This window comes from Vibrio sp. B1ASS3 (assembly GCF_905175355.1).
Lineage (GTDB): Bacteria > Pseudomonadota > Gammaproteobacteria > Enterobacterales > Vibrionaceae > Vibrio > Vibrio owensii.
Genome location: NZ_HG992742.1, coordinates 2,976,285 through 2,993,179 on the forward strand (window position 1 = coordinate 2,976,285; position 16,895 = coordinate 2,993,179).

At 46.9% G+C, this 16,895-nt stretch carries 14 protein-coding genes, 1 tRNA gene and 1 pseudogene; 12 read left to right on the forward strand and 4 right to left on the reverse strand.

What is annotated here, in order from left to right:
- Genes KJB05_RS13415 through KJB05_RS13460 form a run of 10 tightly spaced genes read left to right on the forward strand, consistent with a single transcriptional unit; the run spans window position 1 to window position 10,885 of the window.
- Window positions 1-1,743 carry a glycosyltransferase family 2 protein gene (locus KJB05_RS13415; RefSeq protein WP_017818971.1) on the forward strand — a complete coding sequence of 581 codons (1,743 nt, stop codon included), beginning with the start codon at window positions 1-3 and terminating at the stop codon, window positions 1,741-1,743.
- Window positions 1,727-3,280 (forward strand): aromatic amino acid ammonia-lyase, encoded by a 1,554-nt coding sequence (locus KJB05_RS13420; RefSeq protein WP_208445645.1) that lies wholly within the window; start codon window positions 1,727-1,729, stop codon window positions 3,278-3,280. The genes KJB05_RS13415 and KJB05_RS13420 overlap by 17 nt, the downstream gene beginning before the upstream one ends.
- Window positions 3,280-3,726, forward strand: coding sequence for an acyl-CoA thioesterase (locus KJB05_RS13425; protein ID WP_005446478.1), 447 nt, complete (start codon window positions 3,280-3,282; stop codon window positions 3,724-3,726). Before KJB05_RS13420 ends, KJB05_RS13425 begins: the two co-directional genes overlap by 1 nt.
- Window positions 3,726-4,355, forward strand: coding sequence for an outer membrane lipoprotein carrier protein LolA (locus tag KJB05_RS13430; RefSeq protein ID WP_208445644.1), 630 nt, complete (start codon window positions 3,726-3,728; stop codon window positions 4,353-4,355). Before KJB05_RS13425 ends, KJB05_RS13430 begins: the two co-directional genes overlap by 1 nt.
- Window positions 4,327-6,669 carry an MMPL family transporter gene (locus KJB05_RS13435; RefSeq protein WP_208445643.1) on the forward strand — a complete coding sequence of 781 codons (2,343 nt, stop codon included), beginning with the start codon at window positions 4,327-4,329 and terminating at the stop codon, window positions 6,667-6,669. The genes KJB05_RS13430 and KJB05_RS13435 overlap by 29 nt, the downstream gene beginning before the upstream one ends.
- The gene (locus tag KJB05_RS13440; RefSeq protein ID WP_038898590.1) at window positions 6,666-7,277 is read left to right on the forward strand and encodes a DUF3261 domain-containing protein; all 612 of its coding nucleotides are present in this window, start codon (window positions 6,666-6,668) and stop codon (window positions 7,275-7,277) included. The genes KJB05_RS13435 and KJB05_RS13440 overlap by 4 nt, the downstream gene beginning before the upstream one ends.
- Before the next feature lie 21 nt (window positions 7,278-7,298).
- The gene (locus KJB05_RS13445) at window positions 7,299-8,486 is read left to right on the forward strand and encodes a beta-ketoacyl-[acyl-carrier-protein] synthase family protein (RefSeq protein WP_208445642.1); all 1,188 of its coding nucleotides are present in this window, start codon (window positions 7,299-7,301) and stop codon (window positions 8,484-8,486) included.
- The gene (locus KJB05_RS13450) at window positions 8,479-8,943 is read left to right on the forward strand and encodes a hotdog family protein (RefSeq protein WP_208445641.1); all 465 of its coding nucleotides are present in this window, start codon (window positions 8,479-8,481) and stop codon (window positions 8,941-8,943) included. Before KJB05_RS13445 ends, KJB05_RS13450 begins: the two co-directional genes overlap by 8 nt.
- Window positions 8,940-9,665: a 3-oxoacyl-ACP reductase FabG gene (gene fabG, locus KJB05_RS13455; protein WP_029788652.1), complete on the forward strand. Its 726-nt coding sequence runs from the start codon at window positions 8,940-8,942 to the stop codon at window positions 9,663-9,665. The genes KJB05_RS13450 and fabG overlap by 4 nt, the downstream gene beginning before the upstream one ends.
- Entirely contained in the window at window positions 9,662-10,885 is a 1,224-nt protein-coding gene (locus tag KJB05_RS13460) for a beta-ketoacyl-ACP synthase (protein ID WP_208445640.1), read from the forward strand. The genes fabG and KJB05_RS13460 overlap by 4 nt, the downstream gene beginning before the upstream one ends.
- Window positions 10,886-10,934: 49 nt before the next feature.
- On the opposite strand, the gene KJB05_RS13465 is transcribed toward KJB05_RS13460, so the two are convergent.
- Together KJB05_RS13465 and KJB05_RS13470 are read right to left on the reverse strand one after the other, a co-directional pair.
- The gene (locus tag KJB05_RS13465; RefSeq protein WP_213053082.1) at window positions 10,935-11,579 is read right to left on the reverse strand and encodes a DUF1471 domain-containing protein; all 645 of its coding nucleotides are present in this window, start codon (window positions 11,577-11,579) and stop codon (window positions 10,935-10,937) included.
- Between the two features lie 62 nt (window positions 11,580-11,641).
- Window positions 11,642-11,718, reverse strand: a tRNA-Arg gene (locus KJB05_RS13470).
- A 204-nt stretch (window positions 11,719-11,922) separates the two neighbouring features.
- On the opposite strand from KJB05_RS13470, the gene folD reads away from it, so the two are divergent.
- Entirely contained in the window at window positions 11,923-12,783 is an 861-nt protein-coding gene (folD, locus tag KJB05_RS13475) for a bifunctional methylenetetrahydrofolate dehydrogenase/methenyltetrahydrofolate cyclohydrolase FolD (protein WP_208445638.1), read from the forward strand.
- A 293-nt stretch (window positions 12,784-13,076) separates the two neighbouring features.
- On the opposite strand, the pseudogene KJB05_RS13480 reads toward folD, so the two are convergent.
- A pseudogene (locus KJB05_RS13480) lies at window positions 13,077-14,453 on the reverse strand (IS4 family transposase).
- 597 nt (window positions 14,454-15,050) lie between these two features.
- Here KJB05_RS13480 and KJB05_RS13485 point away from each other — a divergent pair.
- Window positions 15,051-15,422, forward strand: a complete 372-nt coding sequence (locus tag KJB05_RS13485) for an endonuclease domain-containing protein (protein WP_208446048.1) — start codon at window positions 15,051-15,053, stop codon at window positions 15,420-15,422.
- 256 nt (window positions 15,423-15,678) lie between these two features.
- Here KJB05_RS13485 and KJB05_RS13490 read toward each other — a convergent pair whose 3' ends face one another.
- Window positions 15,679-16,878 carry a NupC/NupG family nucleoside CNT transporter gene (locus tag KJB05_RS13490; RefSeq protein WP_009707195.1) on the reverse strand — a complete coding sequence of 400 codons (1,200 nt, stop codon included), beginning with the start codon at window positions 16,876-16,878 and terminating at the stop codon, window positions 15,679-15,681.
- Between the last annotated feature and the right edge of the window lie 17 nt (window positions 16,879-16,895).

Consider the following 16,895-nt stretch of genomic DNA (forward strand, 5'->3'; position numbering starts at 1 on the left):
GTGACAAGCGCAAGCAACGAGAACCAATACCACCCTTGTTTTCTTATTCCATGCTACAACCATGGCAGCACGATTGCGGCTGTGGTTGAGTCGTTGTCTGTTTTTTCCCTGCCAGTTTTAGTCGTTGATGACGGCAGTAATGAAGAGACAAAACGTGCTCTAGATGCTTTAGCAAATGAAGAGAAAATCACCTTGATTCGCCTTTCAGAAAACCAAGGTAAAGGTGGCGCAGTAATGGCTGGTATTAAGCAAGCGCTGCTACAAGGGTTCTCTCATGCAATTCAGATAGATGCCGATGGGCAACACGACCTTGAGGCTGTGCCAACGTTATTGCAGGCTTCGCAGGCTAACCCAAACAGACTAATTTCTGGACAACCGGTTTACGACGAAAGCGTACCTAAATCACGTCTCTACGGACGATACGCGACCCATGTTTGGGTGTGGATTGAGACGCTATCGCTTTCTATCAAAGACAGCATGTGTGGCTTTCGAGCTTACCCTCTTACCCAAACTGTGGACGTGCTCCACAAGTACGACATTGGTAAGCGCATGGACTTCGACATTGAGATCTTAGTTCGTATGTATTGGGAAGGCACCGATATTGATTTCGTACCAACACGCGTGATTTACCCTGAAGGTGGCATTTCTCATTTTGATGCACTTTGGGACAACGTAAAAATCAGTTGGATGCACACACGTTTGTTCTTTGGCATGTTGCCTCGCATCCCTTCATTGCTGGCTCGTAAGCACAAGCGTGCAAACGAATCCAAGCAAGCAACATCTCGCGACGCTCATTGGTCAAAGCGAAAAGAACAAGGCACCGTGTTGGGGATCAAAACCCTATTAGCCGTTTATCGAGTATTTGGACGCAAAGTTTTTGACCTCATTTTGAAGCTCGTAATGCGTTACTACCACCTAACAGGTAAGTCTGCTCGACAAGCTTCTGAGATCTACTTAGATCAATTGCAACAACACGCGAAACAACAGAACATCACCCTACCTCAACCTTTGGACAGCTATCAGCACCTGCTGTCATTTGGGCGAACCATGCTTGATAAGTTGGCAGCTTGGCAAGGTGATTTCAGTGTGGACAATCTTACCATTCATGGTCAGCACCACTTCGAAGAGATGGCTGAGAAACAACAAGGCGTGGTCATTCTTGGTTCCCACCTTGGTAACATCGAATTGTGTAGAGCGCTTGGTCGCCGACATTCACACGTGAAAATCAATGCATTGGTGTTCACCGAGCACGCCGAGCAATTTAATGCCGTGATGAAGGCCGTTAACCCAAGCTCCGAGCTTAACCTTATCCAAGTGAGTTCGATGGGACCTGATACCGCCATTTTGCTTCAACAAAAAATAGAGCAAGGTGAATGGGTGGTGATTGTTGGCGATCGCACTTCCACCAGCGTTGAAAGCCGCGTCGTTTGGGCGGACTTTTTAGGCAAGCCAGCGCCCTTCCCACAGGGACCATTTATGTTGGCTTCAGTGTTGAAAGCTCCAGTTTATCTGCTGTTTGGTCTACGAGACGATAACGCCGAAACGCCGCACTTTAACGTATATTTTGAACATTTTAGTGATCAAATCGTCTTACCACGTAAGAGTCGCCAAGAAGCGCTGGACAACGTGGTGCAGCAATATGCGCAACGATTAGAACATCACACACTGCAAGCTCCATTGCAGTGGTACAACTTTTTTAATTTCTGGACTTTAAGTAATCAGCAACATGACAATGAACAATAATCAAAGCATCACCTTTGGTGCAGAACGCCTTTCGATTGAAGATGTCGTCGCGATTGCACATGGTGCAAAAGCAAACATGAATGCGTCACCGGAATTCACATCGAAGATTGATCGCGGTGTGGCATTCCTAGAAGAATTACTTAAAGAAGAAGGCGTAATTTACGGCGTAACTACTGGGTATGGCGACTCTTGCACTGTTGCAATCCCACCAGCATTGGTCGATGAATTACCCCTTCACCTCACTCGCTTTCATGGTTGTGGTTTAGGCGAGATCTTGTCTCATGAGCAAGCAAGAGCCGTGCTGGCAACTCGCCTATGTTCTCTATCACAAGGGGTTTCTGGTGTTTCGCATGATCTATTGAACCAAATCGTCAACCTGATCAACCACGACATTGCACCACGCATCCCGCAGGAAGGCTCGGTAGGCGCCAGTGGCGACTTAACACCACTGTCTTACCTTGCTGCGGCGCTTATTGGTGAGCGCGATGTGCTTTACAAAGGTGAAGTACGCCCAACTCTTGATGTATTTACTGAACTTGGCATTACTCCAATTACGCTCAAACCAAAAGAAGGTTTGGCGCTGATGAATGGCACATCCGTGATGACTGCTCTGGCGTGTATTGCTTACAAACGCGCAGAATACCTTGCTCAGTTGTGCACTAAGATCACGGCGATGGTATCGGTAGGTATGCAGGGCAATGATTTCCACTTTGATGAAGCCCTCTTCGCAGTGAAACCTCACCCGGGTCAACAACAAGTTGCGGCATGGCTACGTAACGACCTTAAAGCGGAACGCCCACCACGCAACAGTGACCGCCTGCAAGATCGTTACTCTCTGCGTTGTGCTCCACACGTGATCGGCATGGTTCAAGATTCTCTTCCTTGGTTGCGTCAATTGATCGAGAACGAGCTTAACAGCGCAAACGATAACCCAATCATCGATGGCGACAACGAACGCGTGCTGCATGGTGGACACTTCTACGGCGGTCATATTGCAATGGCGATGGACACACTGAAAACAAACATCGCGAACCTAGCGGATCTACTGGATCGTCAGATGGCTCAGTTAATGGACTACAAGTTCAACAATGGTCTGCCATTCAACCTGACGGGTGCGGAAGGCGAACGTAAGCCAATCAACCATGGCTTTAAAGCGGTGCAAATTGGTATTTCAGCTTGGACAGCAGAAGCGCTAAAACACACCATGCCCGCAAGCGTGTTCTCACGCTCAACAGAGTGTCATAACCAAGACAAAGTGAGCATGGGTACGATTGCAGCTCGCGACTGTATGCGCGTTCTTGAGCTGACAGAACAAGTCGCAGCGGCATCTTTGCTGGCGAGTGTTCAAGCGGTAGAGATTCGTCGCCGCCATAATGAGCTAGACGAACACCACATGAGCAGTAACTTGAAGATGATTCGCGATGCGGTATTGGAAGAGTTCGAGTTTGTTGTCGAAGACCGTCCACTAGAGCACGATCTACGTAACTTCATCGCTAAAATCCAACAACGTCACTGGTTGTTGTACGCGGAGGCGTAATGCAAGAACAAGTCCTTTACCCGCTAGAAACCGAGGTGACAATGGTCACCTCATTTCAGGATGCTGATCCGATGGGCGTCATCTATCACGGTAACTTCTTTCGTTACTTCGAAGAAGCACGCCGAGTGCTAATGGAGAAGATTGAGTACAGCTACCGTGATATGCAAGCGTCGGGCTACATGTGGCCAATCATCGACACCCGCGTGAAGTATGTAAAGGCAATCCCATTCAACCACGAGATTCGCATTACCGCGACGCTCACTGAGTGGGAAAACCGCTTGCGCGTAGACTACGTGATTTATGATGCCAAAACCGATCAGCGCATGTGTAAAGCTCATACCACACAAGTGGCAGTTTCTATCGAAAAACAAGAAATGTGCTTTGTTTCTCCTGCCGCTTTTCTAGATAAAGTAGAGCAGTGGCATAAATGTGGGAGCCTATCTTAATGCACAAATCCTTGTTCTCTTTATTTGTGTCTATGGCTCTGCTCGTATCATTCTCGACTCCGAGCTGGGCTAAAGTGGTGGATCTCGACTCATTGCAGGCGCAGCTGTCACAAAACGAAGTAGTCCGCGGCGATTTTAAACAAAGCCGTCACCTAGAGATGTTTAATCAACCGCTTACTTCAACAGGCATTTTTACTCTCAGCAAATCGCACGGTTTACTTTGGCAACAGCAGATCCCATTTGCCGTAAACTTGGTTTTAACTCAAGACAAGTTACGCCAGACCTTTGCTAACCAAGCGCCAAAAACCATCACCGCACAAGAAAACCCAATGGCATTCTATTTTAGCCATGTATTTCTATCGGTTTTCCATGGTGATACCGCAGCATTGAAAGAACAGTTTACGCTGGACTTTTCTGCTCAAGATAGTGGTCAATGGCAATTAGTTCTCACTCCAAAACAAGCGCCACTTAACGCGGTGTTTAAAGCCATCACGCTCTCTGGTAACACTCATATTGACCAATTAATGCTAGAAGAACTGCGCGGAGACAAAACAGAGATTGAGTTTACTCAACAAGCGTCTTTGCCAAAGGAATTAACGGATGCAGAAAAGGCTCAATTTGATTTCTAAATTCCGTCTAGGTTCATACGCATTGGCTTGGCTTTGGTTAAGCTTAGTTGTGATCGCAAGCGCTCTGCTATTAAAACAATGGGTGGGGAGCGAACACTCGCCGATTGAAACCAACATCCTAAAACTGCTGCCTGAAAATCAGCAAAATCCAATCGCAGAGCAAGCGTTTGAAGCAGTCTCCACCAGCATGAGTGATCAAGTCATCTTTGTGCTGACCACTGCCGACAAAACACAATTGCTAAAAGCCGCTGGCGCATTTGAAAAAGGGTTAAGAGAAACCCAACAGTTTACCAACGTCATCGGGAAAATATCACCTGACGCTCAACAAGCTTGGGCAAGCTACTACTTCAATCATCGTTTCCAGCAACTGACTCAAGCACAACGAGAGCGACTAAGCCAAGACCCACAAGCTCAAGTGCAATATGTGGTTCAATCCCTTTACAACCCGTTCTCGGGCGTAACAGGTCAAGAGCTACAAAACGATCCGTTCTTACTGTTTCGTAATTACTTAAGCCAAGTCACGCAGCAAACATCAGCGTTTAGACTCGATAATGGCTACTTGTCTGTCGAAAAAGATGGTCAACAATACCTCTTAATCACTGCGACAATCAGTGGTTCTCCATACGCTCTATCGACTCAAAGTGTCGTTCCAAAAATCGAACAGCTAGAGCAATCCATCGCCGCACAGTTTGGTGCTAAAACTGCGCATACCGGCGTGCTGTTTTACGCAGACTTTGGCACTCAGAGTGCGAAATCAGAAATCAGCACTATTGGCGTGTTCTCTTTATTGGGCATCGTCGTGTTGTTCTTGGTTGTGTTCCGAAGTTTAATGCCGCTCTCTTTAGCGCTGTTATCCATTTCGGTTGGTTTGCTGATTGCTCTTAGCGTCACCACTTGGGTATTTGGCAAAGTCCATCTATTCAGTTTGGTCTTCGGTGCAAGCTTGATTGGCGTTTCAATAGACTACGCCTTCCATTATCTGACGGAACGTTTATCTGAAGGCAGCCAGTGGGACAGTCGAAAAGGTCTCAAACATATTTTTGCTGCCATCACTTTAGGTCTTATCACCAGTTTGATTGGCTATTTAGGCATGTTGATTGCGCCTTTCCCAGGCTTGCAGCAACTTGCCCTCTTCTCCTCTATCGGACTGATTGCCGCTTACGCAACCGTAGTGGCTTGGTACCCGATTCTCGCAGTGAAACCTTCTCGCAATGCGGTGAAAGTACCGGGTCATCGGCTGTTGTCTGCATGGTTATCTGTGTGGCAACATCCTAGTGTGAAAGTTGGGCTGCCGCTTATCTGTCTTATCATCAGTGGCTATTTTCTCACTCAGTTGAAGTACGACGATGACATTCGCCAATTGCAAGCCATGCCAGAAACGCTAAAACAGCAAGAAGCTTTGATTACAAAAGTCAGTGGAATGCGGGCTTCTCAGCAAATGCTTGTGGTCACCGCCGACACGGATCAATCTCTACTTCAACGACTAGAGCAACTTGACCCTACGCTACAGCAATGGCAACAAACCAACATCATTGAAGGCTATCAAAGTTTGAGTAAGTATCTGGGCTCAACCGAACGCCAACAAAGTGATTTTGCTCTGATAGCGAATCTGTACCAAACGCAAGCTTCTGCTTTAGCATCAGGCTTACAACTGGCACACAAGCCAAAACTGACAAACACCCTTGTGCCAGTCAGTTTGCCAGACTATCTAAACAATCCGGTGTCCGAACCAATTCGCTTCCTCTACTTGGGAGAAATCGAAGGTCAATCGGCAGCGGTCATCACGTTAAACAAGTTGAACGACCCAGAAATTGTAAAAGCATTTGCGCAGTCTCAACCAGATATCAGTTACTTAAATAAAGCCGAAGAGATCTCGACATTATTTGGCGAGTACCGCATTAAAATCATGGAGCTGTTATTTGCTGCTGCCGCGATTATTTTTGCCGTTCTAGTCAAACGCTACGGCTTTCACCACGGTTGGCGTATTTTACTCCCTTCAGCAATTGCTTGTATTGGAGGTCTCGCTGCCGCGGTTGCTGCTGGCTCGACACTCAACTTATTTAACTTGTTAGGCTTGATCCTGATCTTGGGAATCGGTATCGACTACACCCTATTTTTTGCTGAGAAAGCACGCAGTTTGAGCACTCTTCTCGCGATTACGCTCTCTGCCATCACAACGGTATTGTCTTTTGGGTTACTCTCTCTAAGTCAAACCCATGCGATTCATAGCTTTGGTGTGACCGTTTTAAGTGGCATTTTCATCGCCTGGCTACTCTCGCCGATTGCTATTATGACTAAGGAAAAATCACAATGAGCACTTCCACGGCCGTGCGTATTTTCATCACAATGATTTTTGTAACTTTGCTCAGTGCTTGCAGCTTAGTACCCAAACAATCAACGCCTAGCGTCGAAATAGAAAAAGGCGTCTCTGTCGCGCTCCCTGCCCCGAACGATCTCGGTTATCACCTCACAGCAAGCCAGTTGATTACTGCGACTTGGACCGCAGAAGGAAAAGAGAGACAAGAACAACTGCCAGTGCAATTACAAGTGAACAGCAACGATGTCACACTAGCTGGCTTTTCCTCTTGGGGTACCCGAATTTTATCCCTCAACTACAATGGTGAGCAGATAAATACAGAAGTTTTAGCCGGTCTCGATGGCACGTTGCCAGAACCGGAGCAAGTACTATTCAACCTAATGATCACGCTGTGGCCGAGTTCTGCTTGGGAAGCGCCGCTAAATAAGGTAAGGTGGCGAATGATTGATGATGAATATTCTAGAGCCGTGTTTAATAGCGACGGTGAAAAGATCATAGACATCCGCTATGAGAATCGCGACAAACTGAAAGGTAAGATTAGCTTTAATCACCTTCAACATCCGTTTTCGATTTCTATTCAAACACTGCAGTATCAATTAAATTAAGAACGATCCTAATACAACACTATGTCTACTCGCTCTCCTCAACCTTTGTATATTCAGGCCTGCGGCTTTCATTCCGCGATGGGTAACGATGATACAAGCATTCATCAATGTCTATCAGGTTCTAAGCCATCAAACATGGTCGTGGATAAAACCATTCTGAATAACGATCGAGAAACCGTTATTGGACGCGTCTTAGAACCATTACCAACGCTTCCGCAGGCGCTGCATTCGTTTGATTCTAGAAACAACCGACTCGCACTCTCTGCCATTTTGCAGATCGAACCCAAAGTCCGCGAAGCCATTGGCCAATATGGCTCAGACCGCATTGCCGTGGTGATCGGGACCAGCACCTCCGGCATTGCAGATGGTGAAATTGCCTTTGCAGAAAAGCTCTCAGATGGTGCGTTCCCAAACGATTACCATTACCGTAAGCAAGAGCTTGGTCATTGCAGTGACTTTGTCGCCGCGTATTTTGGATTGACAGGTCCTCATTACGCTGTATCGACAGCTTGCTCTTCCAGTGGACGCGTATTTATCACCGCTCAACGTCTTTTAAAATCGGGGCTAGTCGATGCCGTGATTGTTGGTGGTGTCGACACAATATGTCGCCTGACCTTAAATGGCTTTAGTGGTCTAGAAGCCCTGTCAGACAAACACTGCTTACCATTCGATGCAGATCGTTCGGGTATTAATATCGGAGAAGCCGCGTCCATCATGCTATTGAGCCACACGCCAGCCAAAGTGGCGTTGTTAGGCGCAGGAGACAGCTCTGACGCACACCATATCTCTGCACCACACCCAGAGGGACTAGGTGCAGAAGAGGCCATGAACAAAGCCCTTTCAAACGCTGGCTTAACGGCTGAAGATATTGGTTACATCAATGCGCATGGAACCGCGACCCCATTGAACGATTCGATGGAAAGCAAAGCCATTTTCCGCTGCTTTGGCGATGCTGTATCAGTGAGCTCAACCAAACCGTTAACCGGTCATACTCTAGGTGCCGCCAGCGCAACTGAAGCGGCAATCGCATGGCATATTTTGAATTACGATCTCGCCCTCCCCGTCCAGCATTGCGCGAACAAAGCGGATGATATCGAAATCTCCCTCGTTGAAGCACCATCAAAACTTGGTGGAAAAGCGATTTTAAGCAACTCTTTTGCTTTCGGCGGTAATAACGTTAGTCTTATTTTTGGTTACGCTCATGACTAAACTTCCCCCAATTGAACAACTGCTTCCGCACGATAGACCAATGATCTTGGTTGATCGTGCTATCGATATTCAACAAGACACCATCCATTGTCAGGTTGATATTGGCGAGCATAACCCTTTTTTCAACCGTGATACTCAAACGGTTCCGGCGTATGTCGGTATAGAGTTTATGGCACAGTCTGTTGCCGCTTGGTCTGGCTACCATGCCCTTATTCAAGGACAGGAGCCACCGATTGGGTTCTTATTAGGCAGTCGACGTTACTCTTCTGAGTGCGATGCCTTTACTCAAGGTCAACAGCTCGACGTGTATGCCGAGAAAATGATGGAAGACAATGGCATGGCGGTGTTTTCTGCTCGCATGGAGTGGCAAGAAAAAACCATCGCTACCTGTCAGTTGAACGTATACGTTCCATCAGAAGAAAAATTAAAAGAAATGAAAATCAGGAGTCAACAATGACCCGACAAGTCCTCGTAACTGGTGCCAGTAAAGGCATTGGTAAAGCCATCGCCGTTCAACTTGCCAAAGACGGTTTCCACGTCGTCGTGCATTACATGGGCGATCAACAAGGCGCACAAAACACTTTAGAGACCATTGAACAACATGGTGGCTCGGGTCGTCTGATCCAGTTTGATATCAGCAACCGCGAAGAATGCCGTACTAAACTAGAAGCCGACATCGCAGAGCATGGTGCTTACTACGGTGTCGTCAACAATGCTGGCATCACTCGCGACACTGCTTTCCCAGCTATGACGGAAGAAGAATGGGATGGCGTGATTCATACCAACCTAGATAGTTTCTACAACGTACTGCACCCTTGCGTAATGCCAATGGTACAAAAACGCAAAGGCGGTCGTATTGTGACTCTCGCGTCGGTGTCTGGTCTGATGGGCAACCGTGGTCAAACCAACTACAGCGCGGCAAAAGCTGGCGTGATTGGTGCAACGAAATCTCTCGCGCTTGAACTCGCAAAACGTAAGATCACCGTGAACTGTGTGGCACCAGGTCTTATTGATACTGGCATGGTGGATGAGCACGTAAAAGAGCACGCGATGCCGCAAATCCCTCTTCGTCGCATGGGTGAACCAGAGGAAGTGGCTGGTCTAGTAAGCTACTTGATGTCTGATATTGCAGGTTATGTTACCCGCCAAGTTATCTCAGTAAATGGAGGCTTAGTATGAGTCGTCGAGTCGTTGTGACAGGTATGTCCGGTGTTACCGCCTTTGGTAACGATTGGTCAGCAGTAGAGCCTAAACTGCGCGACTGCCAGAACGCCACTCAATACATGCCCTCTTATGAGCAATATGATGGTTTGAACACCAAGCTTGCTGCACCTGTAACTGACTTCGAACTACCGAAGCATTACAAACGCAAACAAGTCCGCGGTATGGGTCGTGTCTCTAAGCTTGCGACTGTCGCAACAGAAAACGCGCTAAGCCAAGCCGGTCTGATTGGCAATGATGTTCTCACTAACGGTCAAACCGGTATCGCTTACGGCTCATCTACAGGCAGTACCGATGCCATTGGCGCATTTGGTGTAATGCTAAATGGCAAAACCACCAAAGCGATTACCGCGACAACTTACGTACAAATGATGCCACACACGACTGCGGTTAACGTTGGTCTGTTCTTTGGCTTAAAAGGTCGCGTGATTCCAACCAGTAGCGCATGTACTTCCGGCAGCCAAGCGATTGGTTACGCCTACGAAGCCATTAAGCACGGCTACCAAACCGTGATGGTTGCAGGTGGCGCTGAAGAGCTTTGCCCAACAGAATCGGCTGTGTTTGATACCCTTTTCGCGACCAGTTTGAAAAACGACGCACCGAAAAGTACCCCAAGACCCTACGATACTGAGCGCGATGGCTTAGTAATTGGCGAAGGCGCAGGTACATTGGTTTTAGAAGAGTACGAACACGCAGTGGCTCGCGGCGCAAAAATCTATGCCGAGATCATTGGCTTTGCAAGCAACTGCGATGCTGCGCACGTAACACAACCTCAAATGGAAACCATGCAAATCTGTATGGAGATGGCGCTACAGAACGCAGGCATTTCGGCAGATCAAATCGATTATGTATCGGCGCACGGTACGGCGACTGACCGCGGCGACATTGCAGAAAGCAACGCCACGGCAAATGCACTCGGTAAAGTGCCAATCAGCTCATTGAAGAGCTACTTTGGTCATACCCTAGGTGCTTGTGGTGCTATCGAGGCGTGGCTAAGCCTAGAGATGATGCACGGAGGTTGGTTTAACCCGACCCTTAACCTAGAGAACCTAGACCCACAGTGTGGCGACCTAGATTACATCTCAGAACAAGGTCGCGAGCTCAATGTTGAATACCTAATGAGCAATAACTTTGCGTTTGGCGGTATCAACACCTCACTCATCTTTAAAAAGATCTAAACCCCTTTTAAACAAAAAGCGCTAGCTTCTTAGCTAGCGCTTTTTTGTTCTATTCGTAAGCTACAGAGCGGTGCTTACAGCGATAAATATCTGCTGAAACTGACGTTGGATTTTGTCCATCGGTTTCTATCACCTTCACCACGTGATATCGGTTACCACCCGCCATATAAACTTGGTTTGCAAGTTCCTCAAATAAGGAACCTTTTTGTTGCTCAGACACAACTTGGTTACCGATGACTTTACACTCATTGTTTTCCACCTCTGCAAATGAGATTGGCTGCACCTCATTGGCACCAGGCAGTAACATGGTTTTGGTTGCTTTAGCCACACTTACGCTCGGTGCCGATGGACAGTTATACAACTCAGCAACCACACTGGAAGGACGACCACGACTGGTATCAAGCACCTTAGTAATATGGTATCGATTTCCACCAGAAGCATAAGTCTGGTTCTTTAGCATTCGTTCGACATTGTTAGGGTGTGCATCTTCAATGATGTAAGAGTCCACCATTTGACAATTAAGATTTTTAATTGCTACGTCAGTAATCGGAGAAATATTGACAGCTTGTGGAAGCACACGAACTTTACGCGTGACACATCCACTTAAGATAGAAAGCACAACTGCGGTTAGAATTATTTTTTCATGATTTACTAAATGGAATAGAAGAGAACCAAATTCTATGAAATGAGTCATTTTGGACAATCCAAACGACAAAACCCCGATAACTCTAAGAGCTATCGGGGTTTCTAAATAAATGGCACGCCCTATAGGATTCGAACCTATGACCACATCCTTAGAAGGGACGTGCTCTATCCAGCTGAGCTAAGGGCGCGCTACAGGGACAGGATTATACGAGTTCAAGCGCTTAAATCAACGGGTTTTCATAACATTCTGATCTGAATGCCTAAAAAAAGGGCACCAAAACGATAAATGTTCAAAAACACCACAAAGCAAACGTTTGCGTATGGATGTTAAATAGATTTTCTGCGACAATGCGCCGCAAATAATTTGCCTTCTCAATTTAAAAAGGAAAGTCATGACTGCTCAAAATATAGATGGAACTCTCATTTCCCAAACTGTTCGATCCGAAGTTGCAGCACGTGTGAAAGCTCGCGTTGAGGCTGGCCTTCGTGCTCCAGGTCTTGCAGTTGTTCTAGTTGGTGAAGATCCAGCTTCTCAAGTTTACGTTGGCAGTAAGCGCCGTGCGTGTGAAGAAGTTGGCTTTGTCTCTAAGTCTTTTGACCTTCCTGCGACAACGTCGGAAGAAGAATTGCTGGCTCTAATTGATGAGTTGAACAGCGACGTAGAAATTGACGGTATTCTTGTTCAGTTACCTCTTCCTGCTGGCATCGATGCAACGCACGTTCTTGAGCGCATTCACCCAGAGAAAGACGTGGATGGCTTCCACCCTTACAACGTGGGTCGTCTAGCGCAGCGCATTCCTAAGCTTCGTTCTTGTACACCAAAAGGCATTATTACGCTTCTTGACCGTTACAACATAGAACTACGTGGCAAACACGCAGTTGTGGTTGGTGCATCAAACATAGTTGGTCGCCCGATGACACTTGAGCTGCTTCTTGCTGGTTGTACGACAACAACTTGTCACCGCTTTACTAAAGATCTAGAAGGTCACGTTCGCCAAGCAGACCTTGTTGTAGTTGCGGTTGGTAAGCCGAACTTCATTCCTGGAGAGTGGATTAAGAAAGGCGCGGTTGTGGTTGATGTGGGTATCAACCGTCTTGAGTCAGGCAAACTAGTGGGTGACGTGGAATACGATAAAGCGCGTGAAAACGCGAGCTTCATTACCCCTGTACCAGGCGGCGTTGGCCCAATGACAGTAGCAAGCCTAATTGAGAACACAATGCTGGCTTGCGAACAGTTCCATACTAAGAAGTAAAGAATTACGATACTGAAAGGGCTCCGCAAGGAGCCCTTTTTGTTTGGAGTAATAACCCCCTCTAATTCCCTCTTGAAAAGGGGGAGGACCGGGCGGAGTTTACTTTTGTTTCCCTGACCAATCCAAATACCGAAGCTGGATATGGTTTGGAGCAACAACCCCCTCTAACTCCCCCTTGAAAAGGGGGAGAACCGGACAGAGTTCGCTTTTTGTTTTCTGACTTATTCAAATACCGAAACTGGATTTAGTTCGGAGTAACAACCCTCCCTCTAGCCTGTCTCTTGATCACAAGTCTAGTGATCAAGAGACATTGCGAGCTCGTAGCCTTCAAGGATGGTTTGCAGTTTAAACCATCCTTCCCATAGTGCCTTTATTGAAGCTCTGCCCGTCCTCTTGGTATCTTTCCAACCGCCTAATTTAGCAAGATTTCTGTACGCCCAGCTCATATCGGGTACTTCTTTAGGTAATGTCTTGCTTTCTAGTTTCAACCACAGCAGCTTCCAAGCTTTTGTGCCCAAGGCCTTTTCACAACTTTCTGTTGATAGCTCATCAACTTCTTTAATGAAACGTAACGCCAATAAACGAGTCGCAACAAAGGCATAGATGACACTTAACTCTCTAAGTTACCTTTACTTTGGAGTCTTAGTGACTCCACATCCGTACCTTCACTTTTCCAGACTTTATGGAAGTCTTCAATCAGCCATCGACGCTCGTAATAACCGATAATTCTCATGGCGTCTTCAACGTTGTTTATTGGCTCCGACGTCAAGAGGTGCCATGCTAACTTGTCTTTTGATGCCCCTTGCTCAAGGCAACCAACATAATAAACAGGTATGCCTGCGTGCTCTTTTTGTTTGCCGGAGCCTTTAATGTCACCTGACCATATTTAACGTCAAGCTTTACATCTCTCGCTTTTCTCCCTCCTTTTTGGGGGATGGTAAGCTCCTTTGTCTCGACACTTGGTAACGCTTGCGCATAGTCGTAAAGCTTTTGAGCGTGTTCTTCTAGACAACGACTTTGCATTGAGCGAACGACAAAGCGCTGCTGATGTTGACGTTTATAAGTTAAGTATTCGAATAGGTCTGCTTCTCGGTCACAGACCGAGATAACATCTAACATCTTATCCCCTAGGCGCTCAACGACACGGCGAGAAGCTTGCTCCCATTTGTAACTCTCTTTCTCCTCGTAAGGACGAGTCGCGTGTTGGTGCTTTTGCCCACGCTTAGTAATATCTCGGCTCCATCGTTGTTGCTCTATAAGACCAACAATGGTCTGACTTTGTGGTGCAAAAAGTAACGTCGAATGTACATGGAGAGCTCGAATTCTGTCGCCTTGATTCGTGTGCCCGAGTTCATCTTTTATACTTCGATGAGGAAAACAGAGCGTTGTTGTATCTTCAAGCGCGAGTAATTCCTCATGCTCGTTAGCTCGAGATACCGTTGATTGAAAACCTGCTTCAGCGATGTCTTTTGCATCGATGTTTTCATTGCGGATAAAGCGATATGCCCCTTCCATATCGGCGGGAGAAAAAGGAAGTTTAGCCACGGAGACTCTGGTTGATTAGCAATGGAAGTCGCTAAACTGATGAGGCGTTGTGTTCTTCGAGGATCTTTAAGTTGTGCTTGTCCAAATTGTTCTTGCGCCCAAAGTTTAGCGTCTGAGTGTGTCATCTTAGTGTTTCAGTAAGGATTCTTAAGTGATCAGATCGCACACACTTGAAAGAGTTCAAAAAAAAATCCCTAAGCTACAAGCTTAGGGATTTGTGTATAAGAGACAGCCCTCTAGCTCCCCCTTGAGAATGGGGAGGACTGGACTGAGCTCACTTTTAGTTCGCTGACTTATTCAAAACACTGAAACCGGATTTAGTTCAGAGCAACAACCCCCTCTTGCTCCCCCTTGAAAATGGGGAGGACTGGACTGAGCTCACTTTTAGTTCGCTGACTTATTCAAAACACCGAAACCGGATTTAGTTCAGAGCAACAACCCCCTCTAGCTCCCCCTTGAAAATGGGGAGGACTGGACTGAGTTCGCTTTTGGTTCGCTGACTTATTCAAATATCGAAACCGGATTTAGTTTGGAGTAATAAGCCCCTCTAACTCCCCTTGAAAATGGGGAGGGCTGGGCTGAGATCGCTTTTACCTATGAAATCACAGCGCACATCATATTAATTGTCAGCTGGTGCTTCACACTAAGCGCACTCCGATCTAGTCCCCTCCCCTTTCTAAGGGGAGGGTTAGGGAGGGGTTAAGAACGCAAAGGAAGCACCAGTGCCGCAACGAACTTTTAACTTAAAGTACCAAAAGCAAATCAGGAGTCAGTTACGTACAAATATGCCAAAACCTGAAGAGGTACTCTGGCAAAGAATCAGACGTAAACAGCTTGGCGTGAAGTTTCGGCGGCAACATGGCATTGGTCGCTATATTGTCGACTTCTATTGCACTGAGTTGAACTTGGTAATTGAAATTGATGGCAATAGCCACTTCTCTGATGAGGGAAAAGAGAAAGATGCAATGAGGGATGCATTTCTGGAAGCATTGGGGATTAAGGTTCTGAGATTTACCAACGAAGAAGTGATGAAGCAAACCGAGTCTGTTTTGGAAAGGTTATTCAATTTAGTTCGGAGCAGTAACCCCCTCTAACTCCCCCTTAAAAATGGGGAGGACCGGACTGAGATCGCTTTTAGTCTGTTGACTTATTCAAATACCTAAACCGGATTTAGTTCAGAGCAACAACCCCCTCTAGCCTCCCTTGAAAATGGAGAGGACAAGAAAGAGGCCTATTCAACTCATGCAATCGCTGCGGACATTATATTAACTGTCAATTGGCGCTTCACAACCAGCGCACTCATGCCTAGTCCCCTCCCCTTTTTAAGGGGAGGGTTAGGGAGGGGTTCTGTTACAAACTCAGAATCACGCCAGCGATTGATGCACTCATCAGGTTAGCCATTACACCAGCTGCGATTGCGCGGAAGCCGTATTTCGAGATGAATGAGCGCTTCTCTGGTACGAGTGAGCCTAGACCGCCAATTAGCATCGCCATGGTTGAGATGTTCGCGAAACCACACAGTGCGAAGGTTACGATAGCTTGTGAGTGCGCGCTTAGCTGAGACTTCACTTCCATCAGTTGGATAAAGGCTACGAACTCGTTTACCACAATCTTGTTACCGATCAGTGAGCCAGCCACAATAGCTTCATTCCAAGGAATACCTAGCAACCATGCGATTGGTGCGAATAGGTAGCCAAGTACTAGCTCGAAGCTCAGTTCCATACCGAATAGACCACCGAACCAGCCTAGAATGCCGTTTAGCATGGCGATAACGCTCACGAACGCCAATAGGGTTGCACCTACCGCCACTGCGATACGTAGACCAGACATTGCGCCGTCTGCCATTGCTTCAACCACGTTGGTTGCGCGTGGCATTTCTACTTGGTCTAAGTCGATATCTGGAGTTGTGGTGTCTGTCTCTGGCATCATAATTTTTGCCATCAGAAGACCCGCAGGCGCAGACATAAATGCCGCTGCGATTAGGAAGTTAAGATCCACACCCAGTGATGCGTAACCTACTAGCGTGCCACCAGCAACCGATGCCAAACCACCAGTCATTACTGCGAAAAACTGAGAATCACTCATGTGCTTTAGGTATGGCTTTACTACAAGCGGCGCTTCAATCATACCAACGAAGATGTTCGCTGTTGCAGATAGCGATTCTGCACGACCTGTACCTAGCAAACGCTGAAGACCACCACCGATTAGGTTGATCACTTTTGGCATTAGACCAATGTGGTACAAACCCGAAATCAGTGCCGAGAAGAAGATGATGATACCAAGTACATTAATCGCGAAGGTAAAGCCACCTGTTGCTAGGTTGCCAAATAGGAACGCGATGCCCTCTTGACCGTAGTTGATTAGGTTAGAAACCGCGCCAGTTACTGCGTTAAGCGCTTCTTTACCCGCTGGTACGTAAAGTACCAATAGCGCGAAGATTACTTGTAGAGCAAAAGCCAAAGACACCGTTCGTAGACGAATGTTCTTACGGTTAGTCGAAAGCAGCCATGCTACGAATAGGATGGCTACGATACCAAGAATTGAGTTCATAAAATGAATCCGACAAA